The sequence below is a fragment of the Bradyrhizobium liaoningense genome (assembly GCF_018130785.1).
Lineage (GTDB): Bacteria > Pseudomonadota > Alphaproteobacteria > Rhizobiales > Xanthobacteraceae > Bradyrhizobium > Bradyrhizobium liaoningense_A.
The window spans coordinates 1-21,905 of sequence record NZ_JAFCJT010000029.1 but is presented as its reverse complement, the minus strand read 5'-3'; the positions used below and the strand labels follow the sequence as shown (position 1 = coordinate 21,905).

General features: G+C 60.3%; 21 protein-coding genes and 3 pseudogenes. 8 read left to right on the top strand and 16 right to left on the bottom strand.

The features are described 5' to 3' along the window. Positions 1-42: 42 nt before the first annotated feature. From JQ627_RS34070 to JQ627_RS34055, 4 genes are all read right to left on the bottom strand, one after another. Positions 43-438 (bottom strand): cupin domain-containing protein, encoded by a 396-nt coding sequence (locus JQ627_RS34070; RefSeq protein ID WP_212488767.1) that lies wholly within the window; start codon positions 436-438, stop codon positions 43-45. A gap of 583 nt (positions 439-1,021) precedes the next feature. Then, the gene (locus tag JQ627_RS34065; protein WP_212488732.1) at positions 1,022-1,801 is read right to left on the bottom strand and encodes a carboxymuconolactone decarboxylase family protein; all 780 of its coding nucleotides are present in this window, start codon (positions 1,799-1,801) and stop codon (positions 1,022-1,024) included. Continuing rightward, entirely contained in the window at positions 1,798-3,006 is a 1,209-nt protein-coding gene (locus tag JQ627_RS34060; RefSeq protein WP_212488731.1) for an arabinose transporter, read from the bottom strand. Before JQ627_RS34060 ends, JQ627_RS34065 begins: the two co-directional genes overlap by 4 nt. Before the next feature lie 4 nt (positions 3,007-3,010). Further along, positions 3,011-3,757 (bottom strand): SDR family oxidoreductase, encoded by a 747-nt coding sequence (locus tag JQ627_RS34055; protein WP_212488730.1) that lies wholly within the window; start codon positions 3,755-3,757, stop codon positions 3,011-3,013. Between the two features lie 118 nt (positions 3,758-3,875). On the opposite strand from JQ627_RS34055, the gene JQ627_RS34050 reads away from it, so the two are divergent. Both JQ627_RS34050 and JQ627_RS34045 read left to right on the top strand, forming a co-directional pair. After that, complete coding sequence (locus JQ627_RS34050) at positions 3,876-4,775, top strand: LysR family transcriptional regulator (RefSeq protein ID WP_212488729.1); 900 nt, start codon at positions 3,876-3,878, stop codon at positions 4,773-4,775. 260 nt (positions 4,776-5,035) lie between these two features. Continuing rightward, positions 5,036-5,657, top strand: a pseudogene (locus tag JQ627_RS34045) (TetR/AcrR family transcriptional regulator). Between the two features lie 4 nt (positions 5,658-5,661). On the opposite strand, the gene JQ627_RS34040 reads toward JQ627_RS34045, so the two are convergent. From JQ627_RS34040 to JQ627_RS34020, 5 genes are all read right to left on the bottom strand, one after another. Continuing rightward, on the bottom strand, positions 5,662-5,832 hold the full coding sequence (locus JQ627_RS34040; protein ID WP_312015831.1) for a hypothetical protein: 171 nt from the start codon (positions 5,830-5,832) through the stop codon (positions 5,662-5,664). A gap of 266 nt (positions 5,833-6,098) precedes the next feature. Then, complete coding sequence (locus JQ627_RS34035; protein WP_212488728.1) at positions 6,099-9,470, bottom strand: adenylate/guanylate cyclase domain-containing protein; 3,372 nt, start codon at positions 9,468-9,470, stop codon at positions 6,099-6,101. A 42-nt stretch (positions 9,471-9,512) separates the two neighbouring features. Further along, a complete protein-coding gene (locus JQ627_RS34030) occupies positions 9,513-9,899 on the bottom strand; it encodes a nuclear transport factor 2 family protein (RefSeq protein ID WP_249143626.1) in 387 nt (128 codons plus the stop codon). Between the two features lie 119 nt (positions 9,900-10,018). Next, positions 10,019-10,978 carry a c-type cytochrome gene (locus JQ627_RS34025; RefSeq protein ID WP_212488726.1) on the bottom strand — a complete coding sequence of 320 codons (960 nt, stop codon included), beginning with the start codon at positions 10,976-10,978 and terminating at the stop codon, positions 10,019-10,021. Between the two features lie 2,044 nt (positions 10,979-13,022). Next, entirely contained in the window at positions 13,023-13,208 is a 186-nt protein-coding gene (locus JQ627_RS34020; RefSeq protein WP_212488774.1) for a hypothetical protein, read from the bottom strand. Here JQ627_RS34020 and JQ627_RS34015 point away from each other — a divergent pair. Then, positions 13,193-13,690, top strand: a pseudogene (locus JQ627_RS34015) (Ku protein); the annotation flags it as partial. The gene JQ627_RS34020 and the pseudogene JQ627_RS34015 sit on opposite strands and share 16 nt — an antisense overlap. Before the next feature lie 58 nt (positions 13,691-13,748). Further along, positions 13,749-13,925 carry a hypothetical protein gene (locus tag JQ627_RS34010; protein WP_212488725.1) on the top strand — a complete coding sequence of 59 codons (177 nt, stop codon included), beginning with the start codon at positions 13,749-13,751 and terminating at the stop codon, positions 13,923-13,925. Positions 13,926-14,148: 223 nt separating this feature from the next. On the opposite strand, the gene JQ627_RS34005 is transcribed toward JQ627_RS34010, so the two are convergent. Continuing rightward, positions 14,149-14,379, bottom strand: coding sequence for a DUF6894 family protein (locus JQ627_RS34005; protein WP_212488724.1), 231 nt, complete (start codon positions 14,377-14,379; stop codon positions 14,149-14,151). Positions 14,380-14,537: 158 nt separating this feature from the next. Here JQ627_RS34005 and JQ627_RS39705 point away from each other — a divergent pair, with 158 nt between their 5' ends. After that, on the top strand, positions 14,538-15,002 hold the full coding sequence (locus tag JQ627_RS39705) for a hypothetical protein (RefSeq protein WP_212488723.1): 465 nt from the start codon (positions 14,538-14,540) through the stop codon (positions 15,000-15,002). 511 nt (positions 15,003-15,513) lie between these two features. On the opposite strand, the gene JQ627_RS33995 is transcribed toward JQ627_RS39705, so the two are convergent. Continuing rightward, the gene (locus tag JQ627_RS33995) at positions 15,514-15,717 is read right to left on the bottom strand and encodes a CsbD family protein (protein ID WP_212488722.1); all 204 of its coding nucleotides are present in this window, start codon (positions 15,715-15,717) and stop codon (positions 15,514-15,516) included. A 129-nt stretch (positions 15,718-15,846) separates the two neighbouring features. On the opposite strand from JQ627_RS33995, the gene JQ627_RS33990 reads away from it, so the two are divergent. Next, positions 15,847-16,263, top strand: coding sequence for a PRC-barrel domain-containing protein (locus tag JQ627_RS33990; RefSeq protein ID WP_212488721.1), 417 nt, complete (start codon positions 15,847-15,849; stop codon positions 16,261-16,263). Positions 16,264-16,668: 405 nt separating this feature from the next. After that, positions 16,669-16,955 (top strand): annotated as a pseudogene (locus tag JQ627_RS33985) (hypothetical protein); the annotation flags it as partial. Positions 16,956-17,423: 468 nt separating this feature from the next. Here the strand turns inward: JQ627_RS33985 and JQ627_RS33980 are convergent. Further along, positions 17,424-17,666: a DUF6894 family protein gene (locus tag JQ627_RS33980; protein WP_212488720.1), complete on the bottom strand. Its 243-nt coding sequence runs from the start codon at positions 17,664-17,666 to the stop codon at positions 17,424-17,426. Positions 17,667-18,132: 466 nt separating this feature from the next. Here JQ627_RS33980 and JQ627_RS33975 point away from each other — a divergent pair, with 466 nt between their 5' ends. Continuing rightward, complete coding sequence (locus JQ627_RS33975) at positions 18,133-18,300, top strand: hypothetical protein (RefSeq protein ID WP_212488719.1); 168 nt, start codon at positions 18,133-18,135, stop codon at positions 18,298-18,300. A 93-nt stretch (positions 18,301-18,393) separates the two neighbouring features. On the opposite strand, the gene JQ627_RS33970 is transcribed toward JQ627_RS33975, so the two are convergent. The 4 genes from JQ627_RS33970 to JQ627_RS33955 all read right to left on the bottom strand — a co-directional run. Beyond that, entirely contained in the window at positions 18,394-18,588 is a 195-nt protein-coding gene (locus tag JQ627_RS33970) for a hypothetical protein (RefSeq protein ID WP_212488718.1), read from the bottom strand. A gap of 166 nt (positions 18,589-18,754) precedes the next feature. Then, entirely contained in the window at positions 18,755-19,861 is a 1,107-nt protein-coding gene (locus JQ627_RS33965) for an FAD-dependent oxidoreductase (RefSeq protein WP_312015840.1), read from the bottom strand. 139 nt (positions 19,862-20,000) lie between these two features. Further along, positions 20,001-21,503 (bottom strand): FAD-dependent oxidoreductase, encoded by a 1,503-nt coding sequence (locus JQ627_RS33960; RefSeq protein ID WP_212488717.1) that lies wholly within the window; start codon positions 21,501-21,503, stop codon positions 20,001-20,003. Between the two features lie 184 nt (positions 21,504-21,687). Next, a partial coding sequence (locus tag JQ627_RS33955; protein ID WP_212488716.1) for a carbohydrate porin occupies positions 21,688-21,905 on the bottom strand: 218 nt, incomplete at its 5' end.

Genomic DNA, 21,905 nt, shown 5'->3' with positions numbered 1-21,905 from the left:
CTCCTTGGGCCGGTTCGGAACTCATTCTACAGCGACCGCACATCACTTCCGGTACTGATCGTCACTTACCTTCTCTAGCCAATCAACGTTCTTGCCGCCGACGGATTCCTGGATGGCGATGTGGGTCATCGCCGTGGTCGGCGAAGCGCCATGCCAGTGCCTCAGTCCAGGCGGAAACCACACGACGTCGCCGGGGCGAACCTCCTCGACCGGCCCCCCCTCGCGCTGCACCCAGCCGAGGCCCGCCGTGATGATCAGTGTTTGCCCGAGCGGATGCGTGTGCCAGGCCGTCCGGGCGCGAGGCTCGAACGTGACCTGACCAGCGCCGGCGCGAGCCGGATCCGGAGCCGAGAAGAGCGGGTCGATGCGGACCTCGCCGGTGAACCATTCGCTCGATCCCTTCTGCGAGGGTCGCGACCCATTTCTCTTGATATCCATGTCCATGCGAAACTCCTTCAAAGGGCCGGTCGTCTGCGCCGATGATTGGCCCACATTGATCAAAGCGGCGGCGCTACCGCCGATGAGCACGCCTCTACGGGTGATCATCACTTCCTCCGTTCAGCGAGGTCGTAACCGGGCTTCCTGAAGATGGTCTCGGGCTTGTCGACGATGTCCGGGCCGTAGACTTGACTCGCCCAGTCCTTCGGCTCGACGTCTTCGACCCCGACCGAGACAGATTCCTCGATACTCCGCGCCCCAACCCGCGCGCTTTTCGAGCACGACGTATCGGTAGAGCTGCCCGTCCCGGTAATCTTCCAGGGTGATCACCGTTCCACTCACTCGGCAGAGGCTGACCGGTCTTCGCCGCTTCTACCGCCGCCGGTGTCGCGAAGATCTCTTCGCGGATGCCACCGCGGTTGACCGTGGCGTAGTGCACGCCGTCGGCGTAGCATTCCGGAAACGTCACCAGTTCACGTCCGGCGTCGGCCGGCGCCGCGACGGCCGCCGCGGCGACCGCAGCCGCGCAACTCAAGACGGTACGTCGCGATCTCGTCGGCAACTCCGTTTCGCGAGCCTTCACCTACTGCCGCCGTTTTTCGATGACGTCCTTGATCACCGGCGCCGCCGAGAATGCGTTAGGCCAGCCAGCGTAGAAGGCGAGATGGCCCAGCACCTCGCCGGCCTCGTCGCGCGTCAGTCCGTTGTCCATCGCACGGTTCAGGTGATAGGTGATCTGCGCGACCTGACCGGTCGCTATGAGAGCGCTCACTGTGACGAGGCTGCGGTCGCGGGGCGCGAGCGACGGCCTGAGCCAGAGATCGCGGAACAGCGCGTCGGTCGTGTACTGGACGAGGCTCGGGGTGATCTGGCCGAACTGCTCTCCGACCCGCGTGGCCCGCTGCTTCTCCGCCACCTCGTCGAGCGGGAGCTGCGGCCCCGTCGCCGGCGGGAGCTGGTCGGCCCCGATGTTGCGGCTCTTGAAAACGTCCCGCGCTGCGGGGATCGCATCCATCGCGTTCGGCCAGCCGGTGTAGAACGCCAGATGCGTGATGATCTCCGATATCTCGAACGGCTTCACGCCGTTGTCGAGTGCGAGCGCCAGGTAGCGCGGCAGTTCGACGGTCTGGTCGCGGGCGATCAGCGCGGCCACCGTGACGATGCCGCGATCACGGCGGGATAGCCCGGGCCGCTTCCATAAATCATCGACTAGGAATTTCTGCGCGTAGCTTTCGAGCGCCGGCGCGACAGCGCGAACATCTTCGGGCTTGGGCATGGCGTTTGCTCCTTGGGTAGGTGCCTGCGCAACGGCCGCGCCGGTGAACAGGCAGAGTGAGATCAAAGTGGCTGCAAGCGTTCTCATTGCGGGGATCCTTCCAAGGTCGAGGGGTTCGCGATCAGCCACCAAGCGACGAGCGAAGCGCACAGCACGGTGGCCGAACTGACGAGAAACAGGACGTTTAGCCTCGACCCGGCCGCGATCAGACCGAGCGCCGGGCTGGCGAGGCCCTGGGCGAGATCGAGGAACGCGGTGTAGGCGCCCATGGCCAGACCCCGGCTCTGGGCCGGCACGCGGCGGACCGCTTCGACGCCGAAGCCTGGATAAACCAGCGAGAAGCCGAAGCCGGTGAGCGCCGCGCCGGCGAGCGCCATCTCGGGACGGACTGCCAGCCAGATCAGTGCCTGGCCGACGGCTTCTATTGCGGCGCAGACTAGTGCGACCTTCGCGCCGTCGATTCTGTCGGCGAGATGGCTGAAGAACAACCTCGCCAGGATGAAGGCGACCGCGTAGGCGGTGTAGACTGACCATCCGTTAGCCCACCCCCTCGCCGCGAACAGCAAGGTGACGAACGTGGTCACGGCGCCGAAGCCCACCGAGCCGAGCGCTGATCCCAGTCCGGGCACCCAGACGGCACCTATCACTTCGACGAACGAGGCCCGCGCGTGCTTCGCCGGCGCAACGGCAGGCAGAAGAGCGACCAGCGGCAGCGCGACGAGCGGAGCCAACGTGGTGGCCATCGAGATCGCCGCGAAGCCGTGGGCCGCATACAGAGCTGAGCCGGTCGGCGCACCGATCGCAAAGGCCGCAAACATGGCCGACCCGACCCAAGCGATGACCTTGCCGGTGTTGCTCGAATGCGCGAGCGCCAGTCCCCAACTCACCGCTGCCGTGATGATGAAGCTTTCGGCTCCGCCGAGCAGAGCGCGGCCCGAAAGGAGGACCGCGACCGAAATCAGCGGAGAGTTGCTGAAACCGAACGAGAGCAGATAGAGCAGTCCCGCGGCGGCCGCCGCCAGTAAGCCGGCGACGACCCCGCGCTTGGCTCCGCGCGCATCGGAGAAATGCCCCGCCCACGGTCGGGAGATCAACGATGCCGCGAACTGGCTGCCGGCGACCAGACCCACCACGAACGTGCCGAAGCCTAGCCCGTTGTGCACATGGAGAGGAAGCACGGGCATCGCCGCGCCGATGACGAGAAAGGCTACGAACACCACGCCCATGGTGGGCAGCAAGGTCGCCGTGAGACCGGGCGCCGAAGCAGGCTCCTGCATGGTCGTGACTGACATAGCCTTACAGCTCCTGCCTGGTGGGTCGGTATAGGATCTCGTTGATGTCGACTTCCGGGGGGTGGCCCAGCGCGAACGCTACCGCTCTCGCGAACGAGTCGGCCGGCACCGCGACCTGCGCATAGAAGCCGCGCAGGCGCTCGGCGGCGGCAGGGTCGCTGACGGTATTCGGAAGCTCAGTCGCCACCGCGCCCGGCGAAATCACCGTCGTCCGGATGTTGTAGGGCTTGACCTCTTGCCGCAGGCCTTCCGACAGCGCGCGCACGGCGAACTTCGTCGCCGCGTAGACGGCGAACCCAGGGCCGACCTTGTGTCCGGCGACGGACGAGACATTGACGAAATGACCGGATTTCTGCCGCTGCATGTGCGGAAGCGCAGCGGCGATGCCGTACGTCACTCCCTTGAGGTTGACGTCGATCATCCGATCCCACTCGTCGACCTTCAGTTCCTCGAGGGGCGCCTGAGGCATTAGGCCGGCGTTGTTGATCATGACGTCGACGCGGCCATAGGTCTGCACTGCTGCGTCGACGAGCGCCTTCACCTGTTCGCGGTGGGTCACGTCCGTTTCCAGAGTCAAGGCCTTGCCGCCGCGCCCCTCAATCTCCTTCGCCAGTGCCTGGAGGCGATCCGCCCGGCGGGCGCCGAGCACGACGGTCGCACCCTGCGCCGATAGGAGCCGCGCGGTGGCCTCGCCCAGCCCGCTGCTCGCTCCGGTCACCACCACGACCTTGTCCTTGATTCCGGCTGTCATAGGTTCCTGCCTTCTTCTGGAGCCGTGCCGCGGCTCGATGGCTGATCAGAACCTAGGCCTTCCTCGCCCCCGCGATTAGGTGATAGATTATTAATGCAGTCATTAGACAGGCTTATGGATGGACCGGAACGACGCCAGCGATCTCGTCGCCTTTCTCGCGGTCGCGCGGGAACGCAATTTTACGCGCGCCGCGGCGCAGCTCGGCATGACGCAATCCGCGCTAAGCCAGATCGTCCGAAGTCTAGAGGAGCGGCTCGGGGTTCGACTGTTGAACCGGACGACGCGTAGCGTCACTCCGACGCAAGCGGGGGAGCGGCTGTTCCTGAACGTCGGACCCAAATTTATGGAGATGGATGCCGATCTCGCCGCTCTCAGCGAGCTTCGCGAGAAACCTGCAGGCACCGTACGGATCACGGCGGGAGAATATGCGGCAAGCGCGATTCTGTTTCCCGCGCTGGGCCGGCTTTTGCCCAAGTATCCGGATATCAAAGTCGAGGTGATCATCGACTACGGGCTCACCAACATCGTGGCGCAGCAGGTCGATGCCGGTATCCGCCCCGGCGAACTCGTCGCCAAGGACATGATCGCCGTGCGAATAAGTCCCGACCTACAGATGGCCGTAGTCGGTGCGCCGTCTTACTTCGCCGAGCGGAAACGGCCCAAGATCCCCCAAGACTTGACCAGGCACAACTGCCTCAATCTTCGTCTGCCGACGCACGGCGGCAGTCTCTACGCTTGGGAGTTCGAGAAGGATGGACGGGAGCTCAACGTGCGCGTGGAAGGCCAGTTGGTGTTCAACAGCGCGGGTCTTCTCCTGGACGGCGCACTGCAGGGCTTGGGCTTGGCCTACCTCACAGAGGGTCATGTTAAGCCCTATGTCTCGGACGGCCAGCTAATCCGCGTGCTTGCAGACTGGTGTCCGCCGTTCTCTGGATACCACCTGTACTACCCCAGCCGCCGGCAGCCCTCGCCCGCTTTCTCGCTGATTGTCGAGGCGCTGCGCTACAAAAGCCGATGACGACATCGCAATTGAAAAAGAAAATGCAACCTAAGCGAGATGGTCTACGGATTCCGTTACCGTCTTTTATGTCCCAAACCTTGTTCCATTATCCGGCCGATGTTCTGCGGGGAATATTCACAAATACGTCTTTGGGCTAAGAAGGCAGCTAGGAGTTGCGGTTCAGCGGCAAGATGGCGAAAAAGGCGCAGAAGACGGCGAAACAACCGGCCCGGCGGCGGACCGAGGCCGGCGGCAGGACCGCGCCAAAGCGCCGCAACATGCGCGCAGTCGACCGCGAGCGGGCGATCGTCGACGAGGCGATCCGCTTCTTCGCCGAGCGCGGCTTCGAGGGCCAGACCCGCGAGCTCGCCAAGCGCATGGGCATTACCCATTCGGGGATCTACCGCCACTTCCCGAGCAAGGAAGCGCTGATCGAGCGCGTCTACCAGGAAGTCTACCTCAGCCGCTGGTCGCCGGACTGGGGCGCGCTGATCCGCGACCGCGCGCTGCCATTGGAAGCGCGACTGACCCGCTTTCTATCTCGACTATGTCGCGCGTGTGTTCGAGTACAATTGGGTACGGATCTTCGTGTTCTCCGGCATGAAGTCGTTCGGCATCACCGGTCGCTATCTCGATCTAGTCCGCCGTGAGATCATCGAGCCGGCTGCCGCAGAGCTGCGCCACGAATTGAAGCTACCCGATGCAAAGGTTCATCCGCTCAGCGAGCGCGAGACCGAGTTGCTCTGGGGCCTGCACGGCCGCATATTTTATCTCGCCATCCGCAAGATCATCTACGAGACGCCGATCCCGTCAGATCTCGACTCGATCGTGCGCGACGCCGTCGGGATCTGCATGATCGGCACCAAGACGATGATGCCGAAGCTGCTGCAGAACGACTAAGTGGCTACTTTCTCGGCAAATCGAGCCCATCTGCGCGAGCGCAACCGATCGCAGTCTCATAGCCGGCATCGGCGTGGCGCGCGACGCCGGTGGCGGGATCCATCCGCAGCACGCGCTCGATCCCGATTGCGGGCCTCCGACGTGCCGGCGCTGTGCGCATGGTTCCGCCGGTCACAGCCCACCCGAGTTAGGTGAGCCTAATGGAGCTTGTTAACTTCGCCTCGATGGCCGGCATCGTTAGCTTGATAGGACGCCTTCTGCCTCCGTAGCCCCTTCCTGCTCTTACGGTGTTATCCGACGCAAATGACCGCCTCGGGGGCAGAAGCGGAAGTGAAGTCAGTGCCAGCATGCTCTTGAGCGAACATCCGGTGCAAAAAGAACATGCTCACCTCGGAGCCGTCGTGGCGGCTGCAGTGTCGCATCACCCAAGCGAAATAAGCACTAAAGCTGAGTCAATTCCGTGGTGAGTGCCTTGGCGGCAACGAGGTCAGGCGTTTCGAACCCTTCCGTGAACCATCCGCAAATTGAGGCAAGGAGAGTCCGCGCTTCGACAATCCTGCCTTCATCACGCCAAAACCGAGCCAGGCTGACAGCGGCGCGCAGTTCCAAGGACTTTGCGCTTTGACGACGAGCAACGTTCAACGCATCCTGCAGATAAGACTCGACCTCGCCCGGTGGAGCACCAGAAATCCTCTGCAGTTCGCCATAGATGCGCGACAGTTCCGACGCCCACATACGTTCATCATTGCGCGCCGCGAGGGCCTTTGCTTCTGCGACCGCAGTGAGGCCCTTATCGCCATCACCAAGTTGCAAATACGTCGATGCCAACATGCACAAGTATCGAACTTGGTACCAACTGGCGCCGAGTCCATCCCGCGCTTTCAGATTCTGGCGCATGAGCGCCAAGCCATTCTCCGCGTCGCCCTCCTGAGCCATGGCCCAGCCCCTCAAGGCCAGGCCGCTGATGCGCCAGTAATTCAAGCTGTGTTGATCGGCGAGATCGATGACTGCGTCCGCGTGCGCATGCGTAGCCGCCACATCCCCCATCAGCTCCGCAGGTCCCGCTCCGGCATAGATCGCCACATGAGCGGTGAGATTCGTCTGGTTCAGTTCCGCAGCATACTCAAACGCGGCGCGGCTCGCCTTTTTGGCCTGCTCGGGGTAGCCAAGCATCCAAAGCACGATCGCCAAATAGGGTAGAGCAGAGGCCTTTGGATCATGGACATAGTGCACAGGCGGCGGCCGATGTACGCCCGGGTCATAGCGCCTCAATATTATCTCGAACTCGGAGCGCGCCGTGAGGAAGTCTCCGGCGTGCATAGCGACGAGGGCCGCCAAACGACGCGCACCCAATTCAAGAGCCATGTCCTTGGTGCTCTCGGCGGCACGCTGCGCCTGGGCAGCCAGGCTCTGCATGGCGCCGTAGTCGCCTCTTACGAAGTGGAAAATGAACTTGCCGCTGAGAGTGGCGAACAAGGCATCCGCATCATCAAGTTCTTCGCATAGTGCGTGAGCCCTGGTGAACGCGGTGCCGAGCTGCGGAGCTGTGTATCCGTGAATGGCGATCAGCGGACCACCAATTGCCGTCTGCAGTGCGAGTTCTTGGCGATCCCGCTCGGGCCCTTCGGGACAGGCTTTGAGTGCCTCCAGTCCGTTTGTGAGATGACTGATTGCTTCAAAATTGGCGGAACGCCCAGCGGCATTTCGGCCGGCCTGCAGCCAATAGCCGACCGCTTTGGCTGCCAGCCCGGCTTCGGTGAGATGCAAAGCTATCGTTTCCGGCTCCATCTCCGCACGGGCGGGATAATGTTCTTCGAGAACTGCGGCGATACGAGTGTGGATCTGGTGTCGCTTGTTTTTTAAGAGGCTCTCGTGCGCGATGTCTTGCACTAGGGCATGTTTGAAGCTGTAGCCGATATCCGGGGGTACTCCACGCCGGAAGATGAGTTCCGCTTCCATGAGTTCATTGAGCGCGCGCTGGAGGGCATCTTCACCGAGCGGCGCCACGGCTTTCAAAAGGTTATGTCCGAACTCACGCCCAATGCAGGCTGCGATCTGCGCGACTTCCTTGACCGGTGCGAGCCGGTCAAGTCGAGCCATTAACGAATCCTGGAGCGTTGTCGGGATCGCCAGCGGGGGCAATGGGCCCATCAGCTCATAGGAGCTCCCCCGATCCTTAAGCAGTCCCGATTCGAGGACGGTCTTAGTAAGCTCCTCGACGAACAACGGAACGCCGTCCGTCTTCGCCAAAATCTGCTCCAGCACCTCCTGTGGAAGCGGTTTGCCGCCGGTTATCCGGTCGACCACCGCAGCACCTTGCCTGCGCCCCAGCCGGCTCAAAAAGAGTGCTGATACGTGTCCATGCCCCGTCCAGCGCGGCACGAATTCCGATCGGAAAGTAATAACCATGAGGATTGGGAGACGCTGCACTTCGTCCACCACCCGATCAAGGAGTTCGAGCGTGCTGGGATCGGCCCAATGGACATCCTCGTAAATCGCAAGAACCGGCCGCTTGGCCGCTAAGCCCCGTATCTGCTCCAACAGAGCCTGGAACGTTCGCTCCTTCTTTTGGTGTGGACTAAGCTCCATTGGTGGGTAACGATCGCCTGTCGGGATGGCCAACAGATCCGCGAGGATCGGGGCGCTCTCGTGCACGGCATCTGTCGCAAGAGCAAGCATCGCCTCGAGCTTGTCGAGCTGCTCTTCGGGAGGGTCTTCTCTCCGTATTCCCGCGGCCCGTTCAAGGAGCCCAACGACAGGGTAGAGTGCGCTGTTGGTATGGAAAGGCGAACAGAAATGGCTCAGCGGTGTGTGCCGCACGCCAGCGAGTCGATCGCGCAGCGCACGCACGAGGCGCGACTTGCCGATGCCAGGTTCACCGCCAAGCAGGACGATCTGCCCCTCTCGCTCTTTTGCTTGCTCCAACCGATCCAAAAGAAGTGCCAGTTCCTGGTCTCGACCGACCAGCGCGGTTGTCGAAACCCCATGCTGTGCGTCGAATCGACTCTCGGCTGCGCCTTCGCCGATGACGAGCCATGCACGTACCGGTTCAGGGAACCCCTTGAGAGGCACCGCGCCCAGGTCCTGGTATACGAAGGCTGCACCAAGGAGGCGGTGCGTCGACTCGGCGATGACCACGCCGCCGGGTTCGGCGAGTCCTTGCAATCGGGCGGCCAGATTCGGGGTCTCACCGATGACGGAGCGCTCGCGAGCTTCTCCCTCCCCAAACAGTTCGCCGACGACGACCAGGCCGGTTGCCATGCCAACTCGGGCGGCGAGTGCTGAGCCCCTCGGCTCGGTAAGGGCCGCGACCGCCTGGGTTATCCGAAGCCCGGCGCGAACTGCACGCTCCGCCTCATCTTCATGCGCCCGCGGCCAACCGAAGTAAGCCAAAACGCCGTCGCCCAGGAACTTGGCAACGTGGCCCTCAAACCGGGTGATCTCGCTTGTGACCGTGTTGTGGTAGGCCTGCATCAAGTCGCGCAGCTCCTCGGGATCTCGTCCCGAGGCGAGCGCAGTCGAGCCGACCAGATCGACGAACATGACCGTGAGTTGCCGCCGGTCTGCTTCCGACGGCAGCGGCAGATGAGGCTGTTCAGCCGAGGCCCCAGCCTCCACAGGTGCCGGACTGATCGAGGGAGCGAGCGCCTGAATCGCCTTCAGCACGGTCTTGCGCGGGCCGAGCGGCAAGCCAAGCTCTCGCAGGTCGGCTTCGGTCAGCTCTGGCAGGACCTCGAGCGTGACTTCCGCATCTTGGAAGGCTCGCAAGTAGCGCTCCAGCCCAAGACCACGAAGCCAATCCGCGATATTCACGCGACGCCTCCTCCTCGGTGTCAGGCGACACGTGCGGCCGGCTTAGTTGAAAGTGTGCAACCTCAACTTTAGCGAACCGTCCGCCTGACGCTCAAATACGTGCGTAGCGATGCCGCCGGCGGCCTGGCGGGACCCATCCGCTCCCTTGCCGTTGGCGCTCCATTTCGCCGTGCTGTAGGCGATCTTCTCGTCTCCACCAGCATCTATGATCGTCAGGTTGTGATCGGAGAATCCGCTCGAAAAGAGCCCAGCAAAGAAGTTCTCGATCTCAACCGGACCAGATATGACGTCGTGGGTCGGCGGTAGTAGTTTGGCGTTGGAAACGTACGCTGCGGCAATAGCCTTTGCGTCAGCTTTGTTGAATGCCGAATCCCAAGCGGTATAACTTGCGGCAATTTCGGTTCTGATGTCGGGGGCCAAGTTCGTCATGATCCCTCCTTCAGGTTCGCCTTGGTAACGCCGCATGATACTACTGCGGAGCTCTGCGGGAAATCCGGAACACACGGGAACCAACCGGTATGCTGTCCTAAGTCAGAAATTTAAGGACGTTAGGGCGTGAGCGACGCCGAATAGGCAACCAGCGCGATCATGTCCTCGACGCTGAGATTTTCAACAACAGGTTTCATAAGTTTGCTATTGGCGCCTTTCCGCGCACCCGATCCGAAGTCGTAGAGCTGCCGGACCATGTACGTGGGCGAACGCGCCGCAATTCCCGGCGCGGTTGCTGTCCCTTTGAGGTCAGTACCGTGGCAGGCCGCGCACTGGACGCGGAGATCGCTGTTCGTTGCCAGAGCCCGCCCTTTCTGAACACTGCCGACCGGGACGTAGGCGATGAAGCGAGCGCGCGAATCTCGGCTGACAAAGTGTTCAGCGTTTTCTGGAATCTCGATAATTCGCCGACCGAGGGACTCTTTGTCGGCGCCATCCAGCGCAGCCAAGAACAAGTCTCTCACGTGTGTTTTCGGGATCGTGTCGGTCTCTACGACCGTAATGTTCGATCTCGGCTTGATTGATGCAAAGTAGGCCGCAGCTTCTTTGAGTTCCTGATCGGTCACTGCTCTCGACAACTTGATCATCAGGTCGGTGGCGACGCGAGGCACCGAGTTCGTGCGCAGGCCGGTCTTAAACTCCGCCGTTTGCTGCATGATGTATTCCGCGGAGAGACCAAACAGGCTGGCATTCTCGGGACCACCAGGTCCGTCTGCCCGGTGACAGACACCGCACGCGAACACTTCCGGCTTTCTCCCTGTTGCCACGATTTCCGGCATTGGTGGATGATCGTCGGGATGCCAGTCGGGCGCGGCGAACAGATCGCGCACTTGCGTGAGGGTAAAACCGGCGGAGCTGTCAGGAACGCGCCGGATCGTGCCATCGTCAGGCGCGCGTTGAAAATTTGGCGGGTTTACCGGATAGGCCCATGGTGGTGGCCCTTCCGGGCTTTGCGAACGCACTCCTGCCGCAGCGAGCAATGCGATGGAAAATGCCCAAAGCGCAGTCGAAACTCTCATGACTCTCGACCTCCGCACGCGTCGGTGAAGCCAGACTGTTCTTCCTGAAGGCGAAGATCAGGAGCGGCCACCCGAGCGCTCGCGGGCTGCCGCTACTTCTCCGTCCGCATTCCAAAGATCATTCAACGCCCGGGACTTGCTGGCGTCAACGACGATCCAGTGCTTTGATCCGTTAAGGGTAAAACTGAGAAGAACTCGGTGCGAGCAAATGTTTTCTGCTGTCCCCTCGAATGCGGACATTCATCGTCGCGATCAGGAGGTCTCAGAAGTGCCAAGAGGCGACATTCAAAATTGAAGAAGCCCGGACGGAGGTGACCTATTCTTGCCGTTGCTGATCTCTGAGGGATTGGCCGATTGCTCGTTCAGCTGCGCTGACAGCCTCCGCTCGACTAAAGGCAATACCGGTTTTGGGCGTCTGGCCGTCTTGCTCAAACGACCATTTCCAGCCAGAGGGGTTGATGGTCTGGACTATTGTGTACTCAATACCCTGATGTTCCATAGGTCAGCCTAGCACTCTCCAGGCTGAAGCCGCTAATGCAAACTGGGAGCGCCGCCCTTAGTCGTCCCAGATCAGCTCATTGCAGCTCTGGCAACGGTAAAGGTCGGCGACTGTCCCTTCGCGTAAGTTCGGTAGTCGCAGGTAGAGACGCGGAACCCCGTCGCATTTCGGACAATGGCTCGGAGGTTCACGTTGCGGCTCTCGTTGGCCTGTTGAGGTAACCATCGCGTGCGTCCCTGGTCAGCAGGCGGGAGCGCGCGTCTCTCTCAGTCACCAACGCCCACGGCAGAGCCTCAGCCAGTGATCTGCTTGAACTACCTGAGAGCACGCTGGTTCAACAATAACTTAGGACACTGTGTGCGACCGATTTGAAGGAGGGCGACGTTGCGGATCAAAAGCCGCCGACGGCCGCCGCTGATCTTCACGGATTGGAACGCCCGCAGTGCGCAAGAGGTTAGATAGATCGCGCATGATCGCGGCGGCGTTGAACGCTGGATTGGAGGCAGCATGAAAATCATGGACGATGCTCGTCCATCTCACGCAAAAGCGCCGCCCGCTTAAATAGAGCGCGGGCGGCGGCTTACCTGCCCTGGGAGGGTGAGCGCAAAATCCCGATAAAGCTTAGTCTCGACGTGGCGTGCTGAAGTTCATTACGTCGGGCAAGAACTCCGCCCAAATTTAAGTTGGCGGGCGCAATCCCGGCGAGGTCAACCATTTATTGATCTCTCCAGCAATATCGATCTGCCTGGCTTTTCGCAAAAGTTCTGTGCGCCGCACGCCGAGGGCATTCCCTTGGCCTGTAAGCGCAGACTGTTTGCCTCTTGCGCAAGCCGATATTCGAATGTCAGTGAGTGCTCTGGCGACCGTTGAGCCGACATGCTTGTTGCTCCGCTGCGGGGGTAAGCGGGAGCGCAACTTGCGTTCAGTGCGCCTTTATCGGGAAGATAGCGAGCGCATTCTTTCGGTTCCTGCGAGGAACTATTTGTGAGGTTCTGAGCCCTGCTGACCGGTCAGCGGGCTTGCCGTGACGCTCTGGGAGTTCGATGCCGCATTGGCAACGAGAAGCAACATGTCGCGAGACCAAATTCAGATACCAGCAGACTGCGAACCGAGCGCGCTTATTGGTGCTGCTGATCCCTCATGCATTGGGGGACGGCTCCAAATGCACTGGTTCGAATACACTGCGCGGGGGATCGGAGTCGGCCGCAAGTCGGCTTCGGGTCATGAGCCGACGATGACGGCCGAGCGGGACGACCTCCGCTTTGCCGTCGGAAGCCGACGTTTGTGGGTAAACGTCCTAGGCAGATCGACGCTGCGATTTCGCCGCTGGCCTCTTCGCTGTCGTTTCCTTGGCCTGCTTCTTGCCGGCGATGGTCATTAACATCTCCTTCTGGCCAACCACGGTCTTGCGCGGCTTCTTGGCTGACTTCTTCGGAGCACTCGCGGGTTCGGTCGATGTGTCTCTCCCGACGGCCGGTTTTCCTAGGCTCATGACCACCTGGCGACCCCATTACCGCCAAGGTAACTCCAAACGGCCCCGGCAACTTAGTCTTTTGCCGGGGCCGCTTTTGCGCTGCTGCCGATCAGCCGGACATGCGTCCCGCTCTCGTGCAGCTCAAGCCAGCCCTTCTCAACTGCATGCTTGATGCCGGCGCCGAACTCAGATCCGGTGGCCTTGAGCGTGTAGAAAAGCGGAGCATTGAGCTTTTCGATGTGAAACCACCCGCACAATCGAGATCGACGAATTTGTCGACAAGAGCGACATCGATCCACTGTATCTGATCCGCCCATACTATTTGCGTCCCGATGGTAAGATCGGCCACGACGCGTTCGCGGTGATCCGCGAGACCATCCGTGAGATGAACAAGGTCGCCATAGGTCGCGTGGTATTGACCAATCGCGAACACATCATTGCTTTAGAGCCGATGGATAAGGGGCTTGTGGGAACGTTACTGCGATACCCCTATGAGGTTCGCAGCGAGCAGGAATATTTCTACGAGATCCAGGACGTCAAAGTCACCAAAGACATGCTTGAACTCGCCAGGCACATCGTGAATCAGAATGCAGGCACGCTCGATCCTGAGAAGTTCGAGGACCACTACGAAACCGCGCTGGTCGTACTGATTAACGAGAAGCGGGCCGGCAAGACGATCCGACCAAAGGAGAGGCCGAAGGGAGAGAACGTCGTCGATTTGATGGAAGCGCTGAACAAGTTCTGTCTGCTTGTGCACGAAGCGATATAGTTCCAGATCTGGAACGGAACCGATCACCATGAAAGACATGCAGGCTCAGTTGGAAAAGCTTCGCACCGATGCTGCCGAGTGCGCCTTGATCCGTGATCTGGCAACTGAATCCAAGAAGCGAGACCTGTTCACCAAGCTGGCCGAGCATCTGCAAATTTGGCCGACGAGGTTGAACGCGCCATTGCTGCCGCGGGACCTGAGCTGAAGCGGAAGGAATGACCGAACGAGACTGGGGTCGGCGCTTCAAGAATCTGATCAGGATCGGCGACGCCGGCGAGTAAGCCACGCTGCCGAAGCAACAGCAGGCCGCGCCTGAATGGCAAGCGGCGATGGAAGGCTTGATCCGGGTGGCGGAGAGTGGTGACCCGACGATGTTTGCCCGCATTAGGGTCTTGCGGGCATTGAACCGAAAGCCAACTGAGGCGGCCTTACTGCTTCGTCTTGCTTGTGTCGAAAATGAACGCAGCTTGAAACACACGCTCGACATCCGTTCGCACCTCGACAGCCACGTCTTGCCGTATGTCCGCAAAGTCCTGCGCCAAGCTCGTAAGCGAATTGGCGGCCTCGACCTCGGCCTCCCGCTGAGTCTGGAACTCAAGCCCTTCTTCATCGGGATAGAGGCCGGTGTTGTCCCGGATATCGAAGTAGTATCGGATCATGGGCCGCTCGCTTTAGGGGCAGAGTCGGGCGGCTCGATTACGTTCCTAAATCAAACTAGGGCACCCATCAGAGCTCCTCAAGAATGCTATTTCGGCGGCTGCAAGCCTGGCGAGCGCAGCCAGTCGCTCAGATGTGCGCCCATCTCAGCAATCCTAGCTTGCCTAAGCAAGGCTTCACGTTCCGCCCCAGCGGGCAACTGATTGGCCCGTTCTTTGAGCCTAGCGGCTTGTTCAGCCATTCGTTCTTCAAGAGAGCGGGTTTGTTTCACTCTGCGGCGCTTTCCCATGGCGCGGCTCCTCGAGCAATCAACCACGACTCTAACGGCGCCAAAGAGATTCGGTTCCCGGTATTGAACTCTGCGTCCCAGCCGAAAATTGGCGCGCCGGGACTAATGCTCGTATGGCCTCTGCCCCTGAGCCTTGCGCGCCATCTCCATCCACTCTTCCCCGAGCTTCAGCCATGCCTCCTTGTCGACCTCACGCGTCGCCCTTTCAGCCTCATCCAGGCAAGTCTGCGCCTGAAGAAGGTATCTCACAAAATCAGCGTGGCCCATCGCGTACAATGCGGCGGCGAACAGAAGGTGCCGAATGAGAAATCGCAGGCGAGGCGACAGATCATCTGAAAGCTTCGCAGGAAACTTCAATAAGGCCGCCAGCCTGAGGCTGTCTACCTGAGGTCTACCTCTGCTCGCTCCTCGCGAGGGACGCCAGTCTATCCAGTTGGCCGGCCAACCCCACAAAAGTTCGAGCGATGTTTTTCAGGGCGGCGGCGCGGTCCTTGGAAATGCCGCTCGCGCCAGAAAGTCTCTTGTAGTTTTCAGCATGTTCTCGGCACTCAGCAGTGCTGATCATTTGCTCAGCCCTCTTGTTGCCCGCGCGGGACGTGGGAGCGCCTCTCGCCGCTGGCTTGCCTTCTACCATGTCAGCTTCGGACATTGGGTTAGATACGGTTAGCGCCGCCTTGAGTTTCGAAAAGGAACAACAACGGCGGGCGATTATTTGAGTCGTCGCTGGCTCGTTGCCAGAGCTGGCGGAGCGTAGCAGCGTGGCCGAGGCGCAACTCAGTGGATGCGCCTGCGGCCCATCGCAGCGACGGAGAGCACCTCACCGGACCCGCCTCTTCAAATCAACTGCTCACCAAGTCTGACGTCCGCACCAATCATCGACCTCTTTCCTCGTCTGGTCTTTCTGATAGCCGTATCGCTCCTGAATTTTGCCTTCGAGTTGATCTCGCTTCCCGTCGATCACGTCGAGATCGTCATCAGTGAGCTTTCCCCATTTCTCTTTGATCTTGCCTTTGACCTGTTTCCAGTTTCCCTCGACCTGATTCCAATCCATGACGCCGCCTCCTGCTGATCGGTTTAATCGGTGCAGCACCAACGAATAAAAGTGAAGGCCGTTCCTGCGCATCACCAGGAACGAACGCCGAGCGCCTCTGTTTTTAAGGTTCCAGCTAGGGAGGATATCGTGAGAACATTGGCCACCATCACTGCTCTGCTCTTTGCTTCCGCGGCGTTCGCCCAGACGCCTGCTCACACGGCGTCCGAAGCAGCCGCGCCAATCGCCGCTGCGGGAGACTGGAGCGCAGCAAAAATGAAGGGCGTCAACGTTTACAATGAAGCCAACGACAAAGTCGGCGACGTTTATGACATCATCATCGACTCTCAGGGCCGGGTAAGGGGTCTTGTCATCGAGGCAGGCGGCTTTTTGGGAATGGGCACGCATTATGTGCTGGTCGCGATGAGCAGCCTCAAATTCGCTAATAAGGCTGGGAAAACGACCGAAGGAATGACGTCCGAGACTGCGCGCGAATGGTTTCCCGACCGAGCCGTTATCAACGTCACGAAAGACCAACTCAAGTCGATGCCAGAGTTCAAGTATTAAGTAACTCTGTCGAAAGGCCTGTGGCCTCGATATCTGAGCCGGATACAAAATAGGGTCTTCGCCGACGGTATAGACACCCATCTTTGAATCCTCTGCCCGTGGTGGGACCAGCAACGGGCCCGGGGCATGATGATGCCGGGGCCTCCGGACAGGATTCTGTCTCGTGGGGCCGTCACCGCAGAACACAAGCCAGCCGCAACACAGACGTTCGCGCGCGCGGCCGCAGGGTTCGGTCGTCCATCCCGTGCGGCGACGTTCCGCACGATCTACGCGGTACGCCCTACGCCTACAGGAACAGAAAGGCGGTCCAATATTTGAATCGTCGCTGGCTCGCTGCCACAACCGGCAGAGCGGCCCTGGCCTACCCTCTTGACCCCCTGCGGCCTCTCCGCCTTGTCATATCGAATGCGTTCCTCGCGCTCGATCGTGCCGGCCGACCGCCTCGACCGCGACATCGATCTAGTGCTTGAAGACTTCGGCGCGCGTGCCGGTTGCGCCTGGCGCGAGACCTACGAGTCTGACACCGACCTCGAGACGATCCTGCAAAATCTCCTGTCCGGCCAATACGCCTATCCGGTCCGGATTATAGCCTTCAATCCCGTCGATAAATGGTCGCGCGATGCGACTAGCGACGTCCCGACGCGCTGGCCCAGCGCACAGCCGACACCGACGCCGAGGTATCGTCTGCGCTTCTTCGTCGCCGAAGTCGAATGCGTGTGCCCTCTCCGGAGTGAAAACGCCCCCTGCGAACCGCTGGAAGTAAAGCGAGTGACGGATCAAGACGACGGCGTCAACGTTCGGGCACGCTAGGGGATTGCCGCTGGCATCTTTGGCGAATGAGTTCGCTGTCAGCAACCCCGACTGCGCGTGCGCCAGCGCTGTGATGGTTCATAGATGAAATCGTCCCAGCGGATGGCGGCCTATTTGCTGGACATGAAAAGCCCCGAGTGGGAGCGTCATTTCGCCAATCAGATTCTGATCGATTCGTGTGCACGCACCTTCGTGTCATCGCCGCGAGGCGCTGGCGGGCGCCGTACACGCGGCCGCCTGGGGCGTTGAAGCCGGGTGATTTCGGCATAGATAACAAGTCGAATCATTCTTGAGCATTTCATGAGCGACAAACAGGAAGCACTTCTCTACCAGCGCGTCCGCTCCTGGCCTCACTGCTTTCTGAAAATCCTGGAATTGAAGACCGCGCTCACTTCGAGAACCCGCCCAATTCCGTTGCGGACCTCGACCGCAAAGCGCTGATCACAAGATCCCTCGACGACCGCTTCGCGGGCCGCCTCCACGAGCGCGTCAAGAGCCACGTCGTGCGCCGCTGCCGTGTCCGGCAATTCCATGCTTTCGTTGTCCCGCGAAGCCACGTCCACGGATTTGAAGTCGAAAAAATATTGAGCCACTGAGCTACTTCGGAGACTGCAGGCCGACCGAGTTGACCCAATCGTCTACGTGAGATGCCGTGTCGGCCTCTCTGGCCTTCTTCAGCAACTGATCACGCTCGACGCCGGGCGGCAGACCAGAGGCCCGCGCGCGAGCGTCCTCCGCGAAAGTCCGCAGTCTTTCCTGCAACGATTGAGATTGTTTGAAACGCCGCCGCTTCTGCAAGGCACGCTCCTTTTCCGCACGAGGGAGGCGGGAGCGCTACGGGCGTTCTCAACACAGATGAATGCCATGGGCCGTGCTGTGACGGCAGAACAATAGCGCGAGACGCATTTGGTTTCTCTTCCAAATGTTAATTGTCGCACGCATTTGAGCCGCCATCTCGGGTCTCGCAACCTCTGCGGCCGCTGACTTTTCGGCCAGAACTAAACATCGGTTAATGGCAGCGCCGCCTCGCGCCTCTAAAGTCGCCGGCGAGACGACGTCGTGCTGGAAGATGTCTGCCGAGCACTTCCCCACGGCGGCGATCACGAACTGAGAAAGCGGATCGCGGAAAGACTGCTCGAAAGCGCGGGCGGCGGGAACAGGACGCTCGCCGAGTTGAGGGAAGTTGCGCGGACCGCTCTCACCGAAGCGATCAAGAAGTCGGCCTAGGCAACCTAACTTCATCCGCGGATGCCTCGGTTCGTTCGAAGACGCCGTCGGCTGCTGGCACCCGCAGCCTCCCGACAGCGCTCGTCTAATCAGTTAGTCTGCGTCATGGATCCCGCAATGCAGCGCCGACATCTCGAAGAGGCCGAGCGGCACGTCGCCCGAGGCGAACTCCATATTGCCGATCAGCTCGAGCGGATCGCCGAGCTCGACCGCCATGGTCACGGCACGACCGCAGCGCGAGAGCTTCTCGAGACGTTCCTCGCCACTCAGGCGCAACACGTCGCGCATCGAGATCACATCCTGGCCGAATTGGGATGATCGGTAGAGCGCAGCTCCGCCTGAGGTTTTCGCGGGCTAGATCGGCCTTCTGGGCGCATGCGCGCGCAACGCGACCGCGACGCAGCCGGCAGGAGCGCTCGGCTTCCTAGACGTTAACTCGAACCGTTTTAACGCGTCAGGGGGCCTGTCTATCGAGGGCAAAATCATCAAGCAGCGGTGATCTTTGGCCCGAGACCAGCACCTCGATTAGATAAGCCGCGAGATAGCTGAAGGTCACGCCATTGCCCCCGTAGCCGTACGCAGCAAAGATGTTTTGAAAACTTGGCACTCTGCCGATCAGAGGAAGACCATCGGCCGTTGTGTCGAAGGTACCGGACCAGGCATGGTCAAGCTCGAGCGAACTAGCAGGCCACAGCTGATGAAGCGCTTGCTTAAGCTTCTCTGTCTTGGAAGCGGTCAAGCTGTCTCGTAATTCTGGATCGACAAGTGATTCATCCTCACCGCCGAAAATGACGCGACCATCGACTGTCGTTCTCGCATAGTGATAGCTCTTGGAAGCCTCCCACAGCAGTGTGCCATCCTTCCACAATGCTGCCGGCTGCGGGATCGTGGCTACGGCCCAGCTTGAAGCCCCCTTCTGAATTGTGGGCCGCACGATATCTGGCATGACATAGCCGGTCGCGAGCACAAGATACTGGGCTGAAATCTCGACGCCACCTTCAGTCATGACGTGAACCCCGGATCGCGCGCTGTCAAATGCAACTGCATTCGCCTGGTACAGACGCGCGCCGCGACCGAGGACAGCTTTCAGAAGGCCATATGTAAGTAATACAGGATCGGCATCAGCGGCTCCTTCCGAATAGAGCGCGCCTTCCCGTGAAAAGGAATAGTCCCTTAACAACGTTGAATAGTCGAGGAAGGTAGTCGGGAGGCCCGCCCTTTTCCGTATCTCAGCCTCTGACCGCAAGTCGGACGCATCGTATTCGGCGGCCAGATATAGCGAGCCGCGTGATCTTAGTTGGCACCGGACCTCAAGGCGTCGAACAAGATCGACCAGGCCGTCTAGAGCACGCCGGCTCGCATTGTAACAGCGCGAAGCCTGTTCGAAGCCATAAGCGGCTGCAAGGTGGGAGAGTGGACGGTCGATCTCCCATAGCAACATGGCCGTGCTGGCTGCGGTGCTGCCCCGACCCGGCATCTGACGGTCCAGTAGGACAACATCGAGGCCGCGGCGGGTAAGTCTTTCTGCGATCAAGGTGCCCGTGATCCCGGCGCCGACGATGAGAACATCGCATGAGAAGTTCTCACTCGCTGTCGGCGCAACCGAGAGCTCTGCGGTTGCCCAAGGCCAATGCGGACTGCGGACGTCGGAATGGTCTGCGTCTTGTGAATGCTGTCTGGTAATGGCAGCCTCGCGGCGATTATTTGACGCGGCTCAACGAGCTTACGGCTGGCGCGTTGATCGGCGCGCCCTCGATATCAAACATCGAACCGTGACAGGGACAATCCCAACAGGTCTCGAAGCCATTCCAGCGGAGATGACATCCCACATGAGTGCAACTCGCTGAATTGAGATGCAGCTCGCCGGCGTGATCTCGATACGCGGCAATCTTTTTGAGTCCCCTGCGGACAATTGCTCCTTGGCCGCACTCGAGCTGCTCGAGCGAGGCCAACTCCGCGGGCGCAAGATACTCTGTAAAATTTTGCACGACGGTAGCGTTTTCCACGATGAAGTTCTTCGTCGCCTTTAGGGGTATCCTGCCAGGCGAGTAAAGCTCCTGCCACGGATGCTGCTCACCACGGATGAGGGCCGCATTAAGGATCGCGCCAGCCACACCATGCGTCAGTCCCTGGCCCGAGTCGCCCATGGAGACGTAGATGTTCTTGCCAGCGGGATCGCGTCCGATAAACCCCGCATAATCGACGGTGTCGAGGACTTGGCCGGACCAGCGGTGGGTTTCGGGTCCGAGAGCGGAAATCAACTTTCGAGCCCACACCTCAAGCCTTTTGAACCGCTCGTCGGCATCGTCCGCCTGCCCACTTTTATGATCCTCGCCTCCAACTAGGACATAGTCCGTACGATCCGGTCCGGGCTGCAACCGCACGTAGTGATAAGGCTCCTCAGTATCCCAATAGAGCGCATCCGGTAGAGCGCCTCGCTTGATCTCGAACGCCATCACGTAGGTTCGATAGGGGGCCGTTTTGGTGTGGATCGAAAACCGGTCCGAGATAGAAGAATTTGTCGCGACAACGGCATGCGTCGTACTCACGGTGCCGCAGGTCGTTTTGATCAATACTGCGCCATTGCCCTCACTGACCTCCACGACCGGAGTGTCTCTGAAGAAACTCACGCCATTGTCGTGACAAGCCTTGGCGAGGCCCGCGAGGTACTTTGTTGGGTGAAAGGTTGCCTGTCGCGGATATCTGAGAACATGACGGTCTTCGCAGCCGTTGAGCGGGACGCCGACCAGCCGGTGCACTGCGGCTCCGATCGCCTGAACGGCTTCCAATTCGTCATCAATGACGTCTGCGGGCATATCCCGCCCTTGGAACAGATATCCGTCTAACCTGCGAAAATCACAGTCGATTTGTTCACGCTTCTGAATTTCTTCAATGCGATCGATAGCGGCTGCCTGGCTGGTGCAGAAAAGCTTCGTTGCGTCCAAGCCCTTGATTTTGGTCATTTCGCTGACGAGATCGTCGCAGAGCGGGGCAAGATGCGCTGATGTCCGCGACGTCATGCCGCCCGTGATCCGGCCACTGTCAATCACCGCTACCGTCTTCCCGCTCTTGCAAAGCTCATAGGCTGTGGAAATCCCCGCAATGCCCGATCCGATCACGGCGACGTCGCATTCAAAGTCGCCCGGAAGCGAGCTCGCCGCCGGCATGACATCCACGTCCATCCAAAGTGATTTGCTGGCCATGATCGCTCCCACACGAGCGAAAACGCTTGCACAGCAATGTGGGTTCCTATGATTGTCGAGGCGGGCACACTCAAAATACCAGGATTCTACAACGCGCTGTCCTCTAAATGCGGACGCAATACCTCAGAGTAGCCCTCCCACTCCGCATTGAACTGCCCTGCTGAGGGGCCTCCTGAGCCTGTCTTCAGAACTTAATGACCGACCGAAGCCCTAGAACCGCCGCGTCCTTTAGAGGTCTACCTCGCATCGCCCCGAGAGGATCTGTGCCGCCTCCTCCGGGATGACGGATGAACTGAAAATTAGGCTGCAATGTCAGACCCGCCTTGACGGCGGTCACCAGCGCCTCTGAGCTACGCACCGGCCACGCCGGACCATTGAGTGATGCGAAATCTCGATCCAACG